General features: G+C 58.6%; 15 protein-coding genes, 1 pseudogene and 1 riboswitch. Of the genes and pseudogenes, 10 read left to right on the top strand and 6 right to left on the bottom strand.

Annotation, left to right across the window (positions count from 1 at the left end; translation table 11 throughout):
- Window positions 1-13: 13 nt before the first annotated feature.
- Window positions 14-607 (bottom strand): transglycosylase SLT domain-containing protein, encoded by a 594-nt coding sequence (locus HB376_RS13930; RefSeq protein ID WP_213764246.1) that lies wholly within the window; start codon window positions 605-607, stop codon window positions 14-16.
- 334 nt (window positions 608-941) lie between these two features.
- Window positions 942-1,118: riboswitch (yybP-ykoY riboswitch) on the top strand.
- Window positions 1,119-1,144: 26 nt separating this feature from the next.
- Here HB376_RS13930 and mntP point away from each other — a divergent pair.
- Window positions 1,145-1,714 carry a manganese efflux pump MntP gene (gene mntP, locus HB376_RS13925; protein ID WP_213764245.1) on the top strand — a complete coding sequence of 190 codons (570 nt, stop codon included), beginning with the start codon at window positions 1,145-1,147 and terminating at the stop codon, window positions 1,712-1,714.
- Window positions 1,715-1,998: 284 nt separating this feature from the next.
- On the opposite strand, the gene HB376_RS13920 is transcribed toward mntP, so the two are convergent.
- Window positions 1,999-2,565: a cytochrome b gene (locus tag HB376_RS13920; protein ID WP_213764244.1), complete on the bottom strand. Its 567-nt coding sequence runs from the start codon at window positions 2,563-2,565 to the stop codon at window positions 1,999-2,001.
- 858 nt (window positions 2,566-3,423) lie between these two features.
- On the opposite strand from HB376_RS13920, the gene HB376_RS13915 reads away from it, so the two are divergent.
- The 3 genes from HB376_RS13915 to HB376_RS13905 all read left to right on the top strand — a co-directional run bounded on the left by HB376_RS13915 (window position 3,424) and on the right by HB376_RS13905 (window position 5,679).
- Window positions 3,424-3,570, top strand: a complete 147-nt coding sequence (locus tag HB376_RS13915; protein ID WP_213764243.1) for a hypothetical protein — start codon at window positions 3,424-3,426, stop codon at window positions 3,568-3,570.
- A 127-nt stretch (window positions 3,571-3,697) separates the two neighbouring features.
- The gene (locus HB376_RS13910) at window positions 3,698-5,356 is read left to right on the top strand and encodes an Nramp family divalent metal transporter (protein WP_213764242.1); all 1,659 of its coding nucleotides are present in this window, start codon (window positions 3,698-3,700) and stop codon (window positions 5,354-5,356) included.
- A 41-nt stretch (window positions 5,357-5,397) separates the two neighbouring features.
- Entirely contained in the window at window positions 5,398-5,679 is a 282-nt protein-coding gene (locus HB376_RS13905; protein ID WP_213764241.1) for a hypothetical protein, read from the top strand.
- Between the two features lie 65 nt (window positions 5,680-5,744).
- Here HB376_RS13905 and HB376_RS13900 read toward each other — a convergent pair whose 3' ends face one another.
- Entirely contained in the window at window positions 5,745-6,686 is a 942-nt protein-coding gene (locus HB376_RS13900; protein WP_213764240.1) for a LysR substrate-binding domain-containing protein, read from the bottom strand.
- Between the two features lie 161 nt (window positions 6,687-6,847).
- On the opposite strand from HB376_RS13900, the gene HB376_RS13895 reads away from it, so the two are divergent.
- The 4 genes from HB376_RS13895 to HB376_RS40990 all read left to right on the top strand — a co-directional run bounded on the left by HB376_RS13895 (window position 6,848) and on the right by HB376_RS40990 (window position 10,419).
- Entirely contained in the window at window positions 6,848-7,900 is a 1,053-nt protein-coding gene (locus HB376_RS13895; RefSeq protein ID WP_213764239.1) for an aromatic ring-hydroxylating dioxygenase subunit alpha, read from the top strand.
- Between the two features lie 2 nt (window positions 7,901-7,902).
- Window positions 7,903-9,006 carry a 2Fe-2S iron-sulfur cluster-binding protein gene (locus tag HB376_RS13890; RefSeq protein ID WP_213764238.1) on the top strand — a complete coding sequence of 368 codons (1,104 nt, stop codon included), beginning with the start codon at window positions 7,903-7,905 and terminating at the stop codon, window positions 9,004-9,006.
- A gap of 63 nt (window positions 9,007-9,069) precedes the next feature.
- A complete protein-coding gene (locus HB376_RS13885) occupies window positions 9,070-10,173 on the top strand; it encodes a DUF2817 domain-containing protein (RefSeq protein WP_213764237.1) in 1,104 nt (367 codons plus the stop codon).
- 123 nt (window positions 10,174-10,296) lie between these two features.
- Window positions 10,297-10,419, top strand: coding sequence for a hypothetical protein (locus tag HB376_RS40990; protein ID WP_255631352.1), 123 nt, complete (start codon window positions 10,297-10,299; stop codon window positions 10,417-10,419).
- A 79-nt stretch (window positions 10,420-10,498) separates the two neighbouring features.
- On the opposite strand, the pseudogene HB376_RS13880 reads toward HB376_RS40990, so the two are convergent.
- From HB376_RS13880 to HB376_RS13870, 3 genes and pseudogenes are all read right to left on the bottom strand, one after another.
- Window positions 10,499-10,618, bottom strand: a pseudogene (locus tag HB376_RS13880) (alpha-hydroxy-acid oxidizing protein); the annotation flags it as partial.
- 45 nt (window positions 10,619-10,663) lie between these two features.
- Window positions 10,664-12,034, bottom strand: a complete 1,371-nt coding sequence (locus HB376_RS13875) for a protein kinase (RefSeq protein ID WP_213764236.1) — start codon at window positions 12,032-12,034, stop codon at window positions 10,664-10,666.
- A gap of 195 nt (window positions 12,035-12,229) precedes the next feature.
- Window positions 12,230-12,979 carry an SDR family oxidoreductase gene (locus tag HB376_RS13870; protein WP_213764235.1) on the bottom strand — a complete coding sequence of 250 codons (750 nt, stop codon included), beginning with the start codon at window positions 12,977-12,979 and terminating at the stop codon, window positions 12,230-12,232.
- 94 nt (window positions 12,980-13,073) lie between these two features.
- Between HB376_RS13870 and HB376_RS13865 the strand changes: the two genes are divergently transcribed.
- Window positions 13,074-13,424, top strand: coding sequence for a helix-turn-helix domain-containing protein (locus HB376_RS13865; protein ID WP_213764234.1), 351 nt, complete (start codon window positions 13,074-13,076; stop codon window positions 13,422-13,424).
- 269 nt (window positions 13,425-13,693) lie between these two features.
- Window positions 13,694-15,115 (top strand): coniferyl aldehyde dehydrogenase, encoded by a 1,422-nt coding sequence (locus tag HB376_RS13860; protein WP_213764233.1) that lies wholly within the window; start codon window positions 13,694-13,696, stop codon window positions 15,113-15,115.
- Window positions 15,116-15,140 lie beyond the last annotated feature (25 nt).

Raw genomic sequence — 15,140 nt, 5'->3', positions numbered from 1 at the left:
CTGAAGTGGAGAGTCAGTCGCCGGTCGTTCCGGTGTTGCTGCTGGCATCGGTACCGGCATCGGCATCGGAGCCGAATTGAGGAGCGAACGCCTTGGCTCGCAGGCTGATCTTTTCCGCGTAGGCTTTCGAACCGCCGTAGCTCTTCAGGGCTGCGCCCACATCGCCGCGAGCGGACTGGACATAACCGTGAAGAATCGCCGATCCCGCTTCAATATTCGCGGTTGCTTCCGTCAAGTCGATGTTGCGCACGAGTTGCCTGTGAGCGGCCGGCACGACCTGCATCAGCCCGGTTGCGCCATTGGCGCCTCGGGCTTTTTCCTTGAAGCGGGATTCAACGGAGATGATGGCGAGGAGGAGGGCGGGAGGGAGCGAGTATTTCGATGCGGCTGACATGACCGCGGCTGAAATCTGCTCCGCTTTTGCGCGCGCCACGCCGAACTTCTGGGAGATCAGGCGGGAGACCTGATGAGTGGCTTCGGCGGTGGCGTCGCTGGCTGCTGCGTCTTGCGGGGCGGCTTCCGGGGCACGTTCCTGAGCCACCGCGCCCTGCACCGGTCCTAGCATCGCGCCGAACGTCAGCGCAGCAAGCCAAAGGAGTCTGCTCATGGGGAAGTGGCCTTGGAAAGGAAGGTCGCATTATACCGACGAGAAAAATCCTTGCAAATCATGTGTTTGCTATTGCGGGAGCGGGTCTGGACGCTTTCGGCGATTGGTATTGCCCGGCGGTTCGATCGGGAGGCTTGCCATGCTTGGCCGGCCGCATTGTATTGGCCTGGACTTTGGTGACCGCTTTGCGGACCGGCAAAATTATCTGGGTTGGTCCGCGGTGTGGACCGGTGCGGAGCCTTGATCCGTCTCAACGGGCATGACAGAACCGGCCGGGAGTGTCCCTTCATCTCGCCGGGGAAAGCTTACAAATTCATTTCGGACATGGTAGCCTCCGTCCGTCTTTGGGGAGTAGCCGGCTTCCACTTGCTGGAAGCGCTCATGTCAACACGCTTGGTTCGATCGAACCGTGGCATGAGCAGCCGTTAGTTTTTGGGTTGGCAAGACCATCGATGTGTCGGCGAGACCGGTCGGGCTCGCCGCTGCATCGCATGTTCTCGCCCGACCCGAATGCCATAACGACATCCTGACATCTCCATGAATATTGCTTCTACTCTCCTGCTCGCCTTCGCCATGTCGACGGACGCCTTCGCCGCTGCGGTCGGCAAGGGCGCCACACTGCATCGTCCGCGGATTCGCGAGGCGCTTCGTACCGGCCTGATCTTCGGCGTGATTGAAGCCATCACGCCGCTGGTCGGCTGGGCGCTCGGCAAGACCGCCGCTCCGTATGTCGCCTCATGGGATCACTGGATCGCGTTCAGCCTGCTGCTCGTGCTCGGCGTCCGTATGATCACCTCGGGCCTGCGCGCGCCCACGCCGGACGTCGAGAAGCCCAACAGTCACGGTTTCTGGCTGCTGGCGCTCACCGGGTTCGCCACGAGTATCGACGCGATGGCGGTGGGAGCGGGACTCGCTTTTATCGATGTGAATATCTTGTCGACCGCCGCGACTATCGGATTGGCGACGCTGATCATGGTGACCCTGGGCGTGATGGTCGGACGTTTTCTGGGCAAGGCCGTGGGACAGCGCGCGGAGATTGCGGGCGGGCTCATTCTTGTTGTTATCGGGTCGGTGATCCTGGCCGAGCATCTTGGCTATATGAGTTGAAGTAGCGGATTGTGGTTGGCTGCGGCAAGGTGCTCCATGTGCGTGGAGATTCTTGCCGCGACCGCGTTCAATGCCTCGCATGGAGGGGACGTCCGGCGGTCTGTGCCGGCAGTCGCGCAGCGAGTGCCGATGCCAGGACGCGCGTCGAAACCAGGGGATTGTTTATGGTAGAGCTTTCTATCAATTAATAAGGGTTGCGAAATAGTTAAGACGAACCAAGCATTTCGATTTTCATCCGACGGGACCCTTGCTGTGTCCGTCACTCAAAGATCTGTCGGGCTTCGTCATGGCAGCATCCTTTCCATCAGTCGATCGCGGTCCATCAACTGATGTTTGAGCGCACCGGCCACATGCAGAACGATCAGTGCGATCAACACCCAGGCACTGACCATATGCACCGTGAAAAAAATCTTTCGCAAGCCAGGGTCGTCCCAGGCCCACATTGGCAGCGGGACGCCCCAGAAGCGCGTGCTGAACTTGTTGAATGATGATCCGAGATAACCCGTCAGCGGCATGACGATCATCGCCACGTATAAAAGACCTTGCGTCATGCTCGCGGCGACGCGTTGCCATGCTGGCATCGGGGGAAGCGGAGGCCGGCCTGCAACCAGGCGAACCACGATGCGAATCAGCACAAGCAGGAAGACGGTCATCCCAAGCGACTTGTGGAAGTTGGTCAGGCTCGACTTGAAAGCGAGGCCTTTCGGCAGCCCGGCCATGTAGAGACCAATACCGAGCATGACGATGATCGCCAACCCGATTACCCAGTGCAGAGCGATCTGCGCGGATGAATAACGCGGCAAACCGGCGCTTGCATCGAGCGGCGCGGCGGACGAATTCGCGATGTTCATGGTCGCCTCCTTCGGTTGATTGCGGCGTGGGCCGTGTCTCGCCTTTTCCTTACGCGTGTCCTTATTGCGTGCTCCACGGTTACTCCACCATACGCCGATTGGTTTCATCCGACGAGCGGCAGTTCTACGCGTGTACCCACTAAGAGATCGCCGGCAGCGAGCTGGGTTCAACTCAGTGAAAAGCAGCACAGTCGACGTTCTCTTTAAGTCGGGAGCAACGCCGACGTCAGCCAGTAATTCGTTTCATTATGCTTACGCATACATTGCCCGCGTATTGCTTTTGGTGCGAAAAATGAAGCCTTAAGGATGTAATAACCACGCATCGACAACGCGTTAAAACTATTTCTGCTCTGCTTAACGAATGGGGTTGACTTGATATTTAGCGCGCGCCTAGAATCCGGGCATCGTAACAAACGGGGCTAATGCCTTGGACAGTTGTAGTAGTCGACCTTCGAAGTTTTTCTCTGCCTGACCGGCAGGACGTTCGCGCTTGATTCCCTAGCCGCCGTCTTGCCAGCAGGCAGACGGTGCGCGCCGCAGTAAATAATCCGTTCACCTTGAAACAAGCGTATTGACGCCAGGATTGCTCGCGTCCATACGAATCGCGTTGCGAGCTAACACTCGTGACTGGTTCCGCTCGCGCCTTTGGAATAGAAAGTGCGCCGTGCGGATGATGACGTGCGTGCATACGCAACAAAGGAGCCGCCATGCCGGACAGTGACAGTTATCCCATACGCCGCAGCACTTTCACTTTTGCCAGGGAAGGCGAGTAGATCCTTTTCGTCACACGCATTGCGTGTCCGAATTCCGTCCTGCTGGCTTTCCAACCACTGAAAAGCCAATAGTCGGAGAAGCATCATGAACTTCGGTTTGCTCGTCTCACACCGTCCGCACGTCCAGGAATCACGCCTTCACTACAACGCCATGCTGTCGCTGGAATCTACCAACCGGCATCGCTGCGCTAGCGCATGGCGCGCATTTCGCAAATTCATCTTTCACGCCTGATTAATAACGTTCCCGTGTACACCGCGCGGGGTCTCCCGGGCTTCATCAAGGGATGACTCGCGTCGTTCGTACACGGGATAAGCACGGCACATCCCTATCGGCCACCCACGCTTTCTGGAAAATAATAATGTCCACTCCATCCCAAGTTCTACCACCACGCAGCGCTGTGCTCGATGATGCGCACGTTGGCGACATCAAGGGTGCACTCGGCACGATCGCCCAACACGACACAGGCGCACGCACCAGTTGGTGGGCACGCATCCGCACGCTCATGGCCATTCTCGGCCCCGGCCTGATCGTGATGGTGGGCGACAATGACGCCGGCGCTTTCGGCACCTATACACAAGCGGGTCAAAACTACGGAACAACCTTGCTATGGACGTTGCTGCTGCTGGTTCCGGTTCTATTCGTTAACCAGGAAATGGTGCTGCGTCTGGGAGCCGTTACCGGAGTCGGTCACGCCCGCCTGATCTTCGAACGCTTTGGAAAATTCTGGGGCGCCTTTAGCGTCATCGACCTGTTTATTCTCAACGCGCTCACTATTGTGACCGAATTTATCGGCATTACGTTTGTCCTGGATTTCTTCGGCATTTCCAAAATACTGGGTGTGTGCATTGCCGCAGCGCTGACCATGGCGGCCGTTAGTACCGGAAGCTTCAGACGTTTCGAGCGCTTTGCGATTGTTCTATGTCTGTTGAGCTTGCTGCTTGTTCCCGTGCTCGTGTCGATCCATCCGCCCGTGTCGCAGATGGCAAGCAACTTCTTTGTACCGACCTGGCCGGCACAGTCCAAACTGAGCGACGTAATGTTGCTCGTGATCGGTATTGTTGGCACCACCGTTGCACCGTGGCAATTGTTTTTCCAGCAAAGCTATATAGTCGACAAGCGTATTACGCCGCGTTTCATGAAGTATGAGAAAGCCGACCTGTGGATTGGTATTGTCTTCGTGATGATCGGCGGCGTGGCAATGATGTCCTTTTGCGCGGCGCTGTACGCCGGCAAGTCCGAGTTCGGTAACTTCACCGACGCCGGCGCGGTGATTGCGGACTTGAGCAAATACGCGGGACGCACGAGCGCCACGCTGTTCGCCGTGGCCTTGCTCGACGCATGCATCATTGGCGCTGCTGCGGTGTCGCTGTCGACTGCCTATGCCATTGGCGACGTATTCAAGATTCGTCACTCGCTGCATCGTGGTGTGTCGGACGCAAAGGGTTTCTATCTGGTTTATTTCGGCATTGTGGCGGCGGCTGCCGCACTCGTGCTCATTCCCGGCAGCCCGCTTGGACTGCTGACGGAAGCCGTGCAAACACTCGCGGGCGTTTTGTTGCCTGGCGCAACGGTTTTCCTGCTGTTATTGTGCAACGACCAGGCGGTGCTGGGACCGTGGGCCAACTCGAAGAAGCTCAACGTTTTCACGGGCGCTGTTATTTGGGTCCTGGTGATGTTGTCGATTATCCTGACGGCATCCGTTGTGTATCCGGACATCGGCGGCGAGACTATTCTTGAATTGCTGGGTGGTGGAACTGCATTGGCCGTGGTGGGATATCTGGCCATGGTGGTCTTTCGCAAACGTGGCCACGAAGTATCGGATGGCACACAAGGGCGCACGGAGCAGCGCTATCTGAAGGAAACGCGGGATACGTGGCGCATGCCGCCTCTGAATGAGCTGCCGCCGCCGAACCTCACGCTGACAAAGCGGATCTGGATGGGTGTGCTTCGCGGTTACCTGATCGTGGCGGTTGGGCTGGTGGTGGTAAAGGTCGTGCAGATGATCTGGTTGCACTAGGAGCAATGCGCGGGCGCGGCTCCGTTCGTTATGACGGTGCCATGTCCGCTCTATTGAAGCGCGCAATCAATGCAATAGCCGACGAAGGATTGGTGATGGACCAAAATCAGCTTGGCCGCACAATCAGCCTGGCGCGCCGCTTGATAGGGCTGCTTGTTCTTCTGCTAGTCGCCATTCTCAACCCCACTACGCGGTCGTTTACTTCCAACCTGATTCAGGTATCGGCGCAGTCGCCTATCAGCGTTGAAAAACACTGGGTCGTCACCGGCTATTGCCGGGTGTATGGAAAGTACTGCCTCGGCAAATTCATGGGCAGTATGTAGGGCGTCCGGGAAGGCCGCGGGCAAAATCTGCGCGTTTGCATCCTGAAAGCTTCTCGGCACGGCGCTTACCCAGGACCGAGCAACCGGTCGTTAATCGCTTGCTGTTCGCGGCTGCGCGTGAGAATCCAGCGATGGAAAACGCGGCAGTGCGGCTGGTCGAAGCTGCTGGCCTGCCAGGTCAAAAAATAGGGCGAAGGCAGTGCAACGCCGACCGGAAACGGCAACACGAGGCGCCCTGCGCTCAGGTCATCGACGATCATTGATGTCTGCGCCAGCACGAAACCATGACCTTCAATAGCGGCCTGTATCGCGAGTCCTGACAACGAAAACACAAGGCGATTGCTGCGCACATCCTCGGGGCAATCAATGCCTTTGGCCGCAAACCACTCGCGCCAGGACGGCGGCGAGGAGAACTTGGGAAACCAGTCTATCGACAGCAACGGGTAAGCCAAGATGTCGTCCAGTTTGACGAGCGGTTGCCCGGTGTTGAGCAACCGAGGGCTGCATACGGGTACGACACTGTCACGAAACAACTCCACCGTCGTGCCTGCATGATCGATGCGCTCGCCGTAGGTAACGCGGAAGTCGATCTCGGGACCATCGGGCGACGGCTCCGAATGCGTGCCGTCCAGATACACATCCAGTTCCGGATGCTCGCTTTGCCACTCGTAGATGCGCGGCGCGAGCCACTTTGTCAGCAGCGAGGGCAGCGCGCTCACGCTCAAGCTGCGCCTGTTCCTGACTCGCTCGATCTCGGCGCCCGCTACACGCAGGCTTTCGAACGCCGCTGCGCAGGTCTCGTGGTAACGCACGCCGGCTGCGGTCAGACGCAGCCGTTTGCCTTCTCTCGCCAGCAGCCGCATGCCCAAGGAATCTTCCAGGATCTTGATCTGCTGGCTGACCGCACCCGGCGAGACGCCGAGGCGGCGCGCCGTCTCGACTACGCCTCCGCAACGGCCCAGGGTGTCGAATACCTGTAACGCTCGCAGTGGCGGAAGTGTGTCCATGATTAGCGGGTGGGGCCCAGGTCGTTTTAGAAATTCTAAACGATGTCAAAGTTCAAGCCCTCTGTTCTTTTCAATTTTGGGTTTCTAAGCTTAAGTCCCAAGGGATGAGAACGGATAGAACGGCCTCAACGGTTGTCTTCCGAATGGAACGGAGGGGGGCAATGTTCTTAAGAAATGCATGGTACGTGGCGGCATGGAGCAGCGAGATTGGCGACGGCCTGCATCCGTTGATCCTGCTTGGCGAGCCGGTGGTTTTATATCGCAAACCCGGAGGCGCGCTGGTTGGACTTGAAGACGCTTGCCCGCACCGGAAGCTGCCTTTGTCGATGGGACGCCTGCAGGACGGACAGATTGAATGCGGTTACCACGGCCTCACATTCGATTGCTCGGGAGCCTGCGTACGAGCACCGGGCATGGCGAGGATTCCATCGGCCGCGCGGGTTCGAAGCTACCCTGTCGAAGAGCGTTACGGTTTGGTCTGGATCTGGATGGGCTCGCCGGAGCAGGCGAACGCAGACACTATTTTCGCAGTCGAGGAATGGGACGATCCTGCCTGGTGCATGAACCAGGGCGATGCAATGACGGTCGCGTGCAACTATCTGTATGTGACGGATAACCTGCTTGATCCATCACATGTTGCATGGGTTCATCCGTCCTCGTTCGGCAACGCGGCATGCGAATCCGAGCCGCTGAAAACCACGGTGACTAATGAAGGCGTAATCGTGTCACGCTGGATGCGAGACGTGGACGTGGCGCCCTTCTATGCGCGCTTCGTGAAATTCTCGGGACGCTGCGATCGCAAGCAGCATTACGAAGTGCGGTTTCCATCGCATGCGATCATCAAAGCGGTGTTCACGCCGGCAGGCACGGGTACCGACGAAGGTCCGCTGCACGAGCACGTCTTCCTGATGAACTCATACAACTTCATGACGCCGATCGACGAATCGAACACGCGCTATTTCTGGTTCCAGATGCGCAACTTCGATCAACGCGATGAAAACGTGTCGCGTCAGTTCAACGAGGACGTCCGTCACGCATTCGAAGAGGACCGCGTGATCCTGACGGCCGTCCACGCGGGCATGGCGAACAGGCAAACGCCTAATTTCGACCTACCGCTTGACGCCGGGCCGTTGCGCTTTCGACGCAGCCTGCAACGGCTGATCGACGCGGAGATGCAGGCTCGGGAACCTGCCACGCTCGACTGCGTCCGATAGCCATGCAGGACGCTACAGAACCGCGAGCGTTCAAGCGGATGCGCGTAGTTGACGTACAGCGGGAAAGCAGCGTCATCAAGTCGTTCGTGCTTGAAGCGGCGGACGGTGCATTGCTGCCGGTTTTCCTACCGGGACAATTTGTTCAGGTGCGTCTCACCGGGCCGGACGGGCAGCGCTTGTTGCGGCATTACAGCCTGTCCGGCGATCCTGCCGAACGCACACGCTGGCGTATTTCGGTCAAGCATCAATTGGCGCCGGCGGATCGGGGCGAGCTGCCTGACGGGCTGGTATCGAGTCATCTGCATGGGGGTATCGAGGCGGGCGCTATGCTTGATGTCGCGGGTCCAGCCGGTGCGTTCGCACTCGATGAGCTTGGCGATCGCCCAGTCGTGTTGTTAAGCGGTGGTGTTGGCGTGACGCCGATGCTTAGCATGTTGCATCGCCTGTGTGCGACATCGAGGCGTCGTGTCTATTTTATCCACGCATGCGAAAACGGCGCCGTGCATGCGTTTCGGGATGAAGTGGCGCGCTTGCAGGCGAGCAGGGAGGGTGTCCTGACGCATATCTGTTATCGCATGCCTGAACCATTGGACGTCGCCGGGCGGCGCTTTGACAGCCACGGCCTGATCACGCGCGAGACCATGCAACGCCTGCTGCCGCTCGACGACTACGACGTGTATCTATGCGGCCCAACGCCCTTCATGCAGACGAACTGGTGTTTGCTGCGTAGCCTTGGTGTCGATCAAGCCCGTATCCGGCATGAATTCTTCGGGCCCGCTTCGATGCTTGAGCTGGGCGAGATCAACGTGCCGTGTTCGCCCAAGCCTTCGGACACATCCGAAGCGTCCGTGCCCACGGTTTGTTTTGCGCCCTCCGGCAAGACGGTTACATGGGACGCGTCATGCCATTCATTGCTGGATTTTGCCGAAGCTGAGGGCTTTAAACCGCCGTTCAGTTGCCGCGCAGGATTGTGCGGATGTTGTGCCAGCCAGTTGATCGATGGCACGGTCGAATACTTCGAGCAACCGCTCGATGAACCGCGCGACGGCGAAGTGCTGCTGTGTTGTGCAAGGCCGTCGACCGCTGTCACTCTACGCATTGGTTGAGCGGTTTGATTAGTAAAGCAAACTACTTTTTCCGGCAACGATTATAAATTCTGGAACGAGAACATGAACCGGCATTTTATTGAAGCCCCAGGCTTTACCGCTCAGCGTGAACGTTTTATCGAAGCCGCGCGGGCTGCCGAGGCCGAGCTTACGGAGTTCGAGCATCCGATGCGCGGCCCTCGCCGTGAAATGCTCGCCACCGACGTAGCGGTGATCGGCGATCCGCTTGCGCCCAAGCGGTTCATCGTCGTCTCTGGCACACATGGCATTGAAGGGTATTACGGCTCCGAATCGCAGATCGCATTCCTTCATTCATTGCAAAAACGCGCGCTGCCAGCCGACGTCTGCGTGGTCATGGTGCACCTGATCAATCCCTGGGGAACGGCCTGGTTACGTCGGGTGAATGAGGACAACGTCGACCTCAACCGGAACTACGTCGCGTTTAACGCGCCGCTGCCGGACAACGCGCGCTATGAGGCTTTTCACACTCTCTATTTGTGCCGCGACCTTGACGGTCCCGCTCGCCGCCGTGCGGACGAACGGCTGGCCGATGAGATTGAAAGACTAGGTCTCGCCACGGTAATGAGCATTATCGAGGCGGGGCAGTACGCTCATGCCGACGGCATCTTCTTCGGTGGTCAGCATGCCACCTGGAGCAACCGTACGTTGCGCGCCATCGCGAAGCGTTTTATGGAAGGCGCGCGTACAGCAATGTGTTTCGACCTGCATACCGGAGCAGGCGCGTTCGGTCATGCCATGTTGATGGCGGTGGCGCAGGAAAGCTACCCCGCACTCGCCAGGTCACAGTTGGTTTTCGGCCCATGGCTTTACACGGTCATCACCGGACCCGCTGCGACGACCGATTCAGGAATCGCGGCGACTGCGACCGGTTATACGTCACAGGCGCTGCTGGATTCACTGCCCGGCACCGACCTGATGCAATTGGTTATCGAATGCGGGACCTATGACGGCGTCCAGGGACATCGCACGTTAAGAGACGATCACTGGCTGCATCTGTACGGCGATCCTGAAGACGAAACGGGACGCCGGATCAAGGCTGCGTTGGCGGAACATTTCTACCCCGCGGATCGGGACTGGCGCGAACTCACCCAGCTACGCACGCGACAGATTTTTGAGCGTGGGCTCCTGGCATTGCAGACAGCCTAGCCAAGCACGGCACGCATTGAATCCACGCATGGCTACATCGCGCGACCCGCTTTAGCAGCGGTCTTATCAACCTTGGCGGCAACGCATTCAACGATGCGGCTATTCCATCGAACTGGAGCATCCATGAAAAAGGCACTTGCTGGTATGGCGTTGTTACTGGACCACGTGATCGACGCGATGATGAAGGACGGAACCTATCAAAAAATCGAGCACCGCTATTTCGATTTCGATATTTCGGGGAGTTGAAATGGTTGATCGAGCGAGAGGAAGCGTTCGCGTGGTCCGAACCCATTGCGTGGAAGTCGCATGAAAGTTCTTGTCCCTCGACACCCGCCTCCCCCATTGCGCCCGGCCCGTACAGGAAACGTCGGCCGATCAGCGTGCCCTTTGCGCCGAGCGCCACCGCTTTCAGCATGTCCTGTCCGCTGCGGATGCCGCCATCCACCGAGGACGAGTATACGGTTTAAAGCACGTTCTAAAGCGCCTGAATTTAAGCTGAAGTTGCCTCGTTTCGATGTGAATCCCTCAGCACAGACAAGGTATTCACGATTTCGCCGAACAGCGGCCGGTCGGCGGCTTGCTCGTCCAGGCAATTGTTTTTCAGGCTTGCGAGCACCGCCATGCTGCTTTGCGCGGACGCCTGCGCATCGCATCGATCGATCAATTCTTCGAGCAGGCAACCGAACGCTCTTACTTCAAGGCGCTGGAGTGCGTCGGCCAGCGCTTGATCGTCGGTTGCATAGAACGATGCCGCGCCAAAGTCTCCCATCAGCGCCTGACCCTGTCCGCCATGCAGGATGTTGTGGGCGTACAGGTCGCCATGCATGATGCCCTGCTGATGCAAATGCCATGCCGCCGATGCGATCCCATGTGCAACGCTTAGCGCTGAAGCCAGGTCGAAGCGGGTATCGATGTCATAGATATCGCGCGTGCAGGACGCCAGGCTCGGCGGCCCCGCGAGGTTCCTGAGCTGCGGGTCGATCAGCGTCATCACGAGGCCATGGACGCCAGTGGGATGGCCCTTTATCTTGCCGAGTACCGGGATCAGATTGGGATGCGTACCCGCAGCAATGCAAGCAGCCATCTCGCAGTGCGGCAGACCATCGCTGGTGACAGCGCCCTTGAATAGCTTGACTGCGACGGGCACGTTTTCGCTGCCAGTCGCCGGATATTCCGGCCGATGTTCTGCACGATGAATGACGCCCGATGCGCCTTCGCCCAACCGATGCTGCAGATCCAGCGCCTGCCACGGGATATCGGCAACGGGCGTATCCGTTATTGCCTGGGCTTCCCGTTGTTCGTTGAATGGATTCCCTGCGTATGCCAGCCACGATAGCCGGGGCAAGGACGCGATCCAGACCGGCAGTTCGGCAAGCCGATTAGCTGCCAGCCGGATCAATTCGAGGCGAGAGCATGCGGCTAACTCTACTGGCAGCGTGCGCAACTGATTGCCGGCCAACATCAGCTTTTGTAGCTGAGCGCAGTTTCCAATCTCGGGTGGCAGCGCCTCAACTTCATTGTCGGTCAGGATCAGCCAGCGAAGTTGAGGCGGTAATGACGCGCCGGATACCTTGCGTATGCGGTTTGCCTTGAACCCGACCATGCTCAATTGCGTGCACTGCCCGAGCACTTCCGGCAGCTCGATGAACCGGTTGTTCGAGCAGAAGATCGTGTGCAGATTCGTCAGGCGCGCCAAATCGTCGGGCAGCGACGAAAGCGCGTTGCCGGACAGGTCGAGGATTTCCAGCGTGTCGGACAGATCGAATATCTCGCGTGGAAATTCGGTCAGGCCGCAGGCTAGCGCCAGCCGTTGTGTACCGGCTAGTTGTCCGGCGCGAAGTTGTTCTAGTGTGCTTGTCACAGTGGCGGGAGTATCCAGGATGGGCGGCAGGTTGGCATTGCCCGTGCAGGATGGATTTTACTGAGTATTTTCGACACGCATGATAGGCCGGTCGAAACCCCGGATGCCTGCCATAGCAGGCAAACGGTTTTTGCTCACGGTTCGAGTGCATTCGTGAACCGTGGTCTTGTGGACCGCTTGCGGCTCGCGTGTTCGCTAAATCTGCGCGGACCCGCCGTCGACGAACAGTTCGCTTCCGGTGACAAAGCTGCTGTCGTCGGAAGCCAGGAACAGTGCCGCGCTCGCGGTCTCCGCGGGTTCACCGAGGCGGCCAAGCGGCGTCGTAGTCTGCACGAACTTGATCATCTCCTTGCTCGCCGCTTCCGAGGTGGCGAGGCCATGCCATCCCGGTGTGGAGGTGGCGCCCGGCACCAGCACATTGACGCGGATCTTGCGCGGCGCGAGATCGAGGATCCAGCTTCGCGCGAAGTTGCGGATCGCTGCCTTGCTCGCACTGTAGACGCTGAATGACGGGGCGCCAGTGACCTCGGTAGTTGATCCGGTGAGTATGACCGACCCGCCGTCCTTGAGCAATGGAAGTGCCTTCTGCACCGTGAAAAGCGTGCCCTTTACGTTGGTCGCGAAGGTTTTATCGAAGTGCTCCTCCGTGATCTCGCCAAGCGCTGAAAATTCTCCACCGCCGGCGTTGGCGAACAGGACGTCGATCGTTCCTGCTTCCTCTTTTACGATGGCAAACAGGCGGTCGAGGTCGGCGAGGATGGACACGTCGCCCTGAATGCCGCGCGCATTTTCTCCAACCTCGGCAACGGCCGCATCGAGTTCCTTCTGGCGCCGGCCGCTCATGAAAACCCGCGCCCCTTCCTGTGCAAAGCGCTTTGCCGTCGCGAGGCCAATTCCGCTGTTTGCACCCGTTATCACGGCCACTTTTCCACTGAGCTTACCCATCTGAAATCTCCTGATCGAGTTTGAAGATTCATTATGGTCGGGTGCATTCTGTTAGGCTAGTACCTACCTAAAGGTATGTATGGAGATTCTTTTTATGGAAAACCGGGCATATAGCTGCGGACTCGAGATCGCACTCTCGGTTGTCGGCGGGAAGTGGAAGCCGATCGTGCTGTTTCATCTGAACAGTGGGCCGCGTCGGTTCGGCGAATTGAAGCGTCTTGTCGCCGGTATCAGTGAGAAGGTCTTGATCCAGCAAGTTCGCGAGTTGGCCGAGGATGGCATTATCGTGCGGCGTGATTATCGGGAAGTGCCACCCAGGGTCGATTATGAAATGACCGAGTTCGGCAAGACGCTGGCGAAAGCGCTCATGCCACTCTGTGCCTGGGGCGATGAAAACAGGGAACGGATAGACGGTTTGCTGCTCGACAAGACAAAGACTGAATAGATCATGTTTGGTCTACTGATGAATGGATTGCAATCGAGAGTCTGAGTTAGCCATCCCCGGACACCAGGTCTTTTGCGTTGATCGACGAACAGACCGGTCGCGTAACGCGTGCAGCTCGCGCCCCAACAATGTCCTGCTGGATAAAACTCAAGGTGGTTACGCATCAGTTGCGCGAGCAGCTCAAAGGGCGGCAAGGTCGCTCGCACGCTGCAACTTCCGCCGGTATGAAACGGGTAAGCTAGCGTCATTCCAAACACAGGAAACAGACCATGCAGGTCAGCCCGCCTTCTTTCATGGAAGAACGCTTCGAGGCGCAACGCCAGGCGTTCGCGGCGGAATCGAATCCGCCGCTGCGCGTTCGCATGGACCGGCTGAACCGGCTGCTTGCGTTGACGGAGGATCATGAGAGTGAATTTGTGTGCGCGATCGATGACGACTTCGGCGGGCGGTCCGCTCATGAAACGCGGATCGCCGAGTTGTTTGTCGTGCGCGCCGGAATCCGTCACGCACGCAAACACCTGAAGCACTGGATAAGTCCGCAACGAGTCGCGACCAGTTTGCACTTTCGGCCTGGCTATAACCGCCTGTTGCGGCAACCGCTTGGTGTGGTCGGTATCGTATCGCCGTGGAACTATCCTATTCAATTATCGTTGGGGCCGGCGTTGGCGGCCATCGCCGCTGGCAACCGGGTGCTCCTCAAACCCTCCGAACTCACTCCCCGATTCTCCGAATTGCTGGACCGGCTGGTTAGCGCTTCGTTTGCGCCCGATGAGCTGAGTGTGGTGAACGGCGGCGTGGACGTAGGTCAGGCTTTTGCCAGTCTGCCGTTCGATCACCTGTTCTTTACCGGATCGACCCAGGTCGGCCGGCAGGTCGCCCTGGCCGCTGCGGCAAACCTTACGCCGGTGACGCTGGAACTCGGCGGGAAATCACCTGCAATAATCGATGCCTCCTGCGACATTGCTGCCGCCGTGGCGAGCATTGCCTATGGCAAGTTCCTGAACGCTGGACAGACCTGCATTGCACCGGACTATGTTCTCGTGCCGGCGGGTCTGGCCGACAGCGTCGCCGATCAGCTCAAGGCGGCAATTACGCGTCTTTATCCCACGCTGATCTCGAACCCGGACTATACGGCGATCATCAGCGCGAGGCATCGCGAGCGGCTGCTTGCGATACTCGAGGAAGCGCGTGATGGCGGTTCGCGCATTGTCGAAGTCAATCCAGCCGGCGAACGTTTCGACGAAGGTACACGAAAACTTCCACCGACGCTGGTGGTCGGTGCGGCCGCAAGCTCGCGTCTGATGCGAGAGGAAATCTTTGGCCCGCTGCTACCCATTGTCGAATACGACGGGCTTGACCAGGCCATTGCCATGGTGAACCAGGGCAACCGGCCGCTCGCGCTTTATTGGTTCGGCCGGAGCGTCGTCAATCGCGACCGGGTGCTGCACGAGACCGCGTCAGGCGGCGTCACAATCAATGATTGTCTTTGGCATCTGGCGCAGGAAGCGCAGCCGTTCGGCGGAGTCGGCCCGAGCGGCATGGGCGCTTACCACGGCGAATGGGGTTTCCGTACATTCAGCAAAGAGAAACCCGTTTTCTACCAGGCGCGCCTGAATGGCACCCGCCTTTTCCATCCCCCTTACGGCAAGACCTTCGACCTGATGCTGCGGCTGATCAAGCGTATGACGTGAACAAAACGGCCGCGGCGTGGCGCGC

Source organism: Caballeronia sp. dw_19, from assembly GCF_018449515.1.
Classification (GTDB): Bacteria; Pseudomonadota; Gammaproteobacteria; order Burkholderiales; family Burkholderiaceae; genus Caballeronia.
This window is presented reverse-complemented; position numbering and strand designations above follow the sequence as displayed.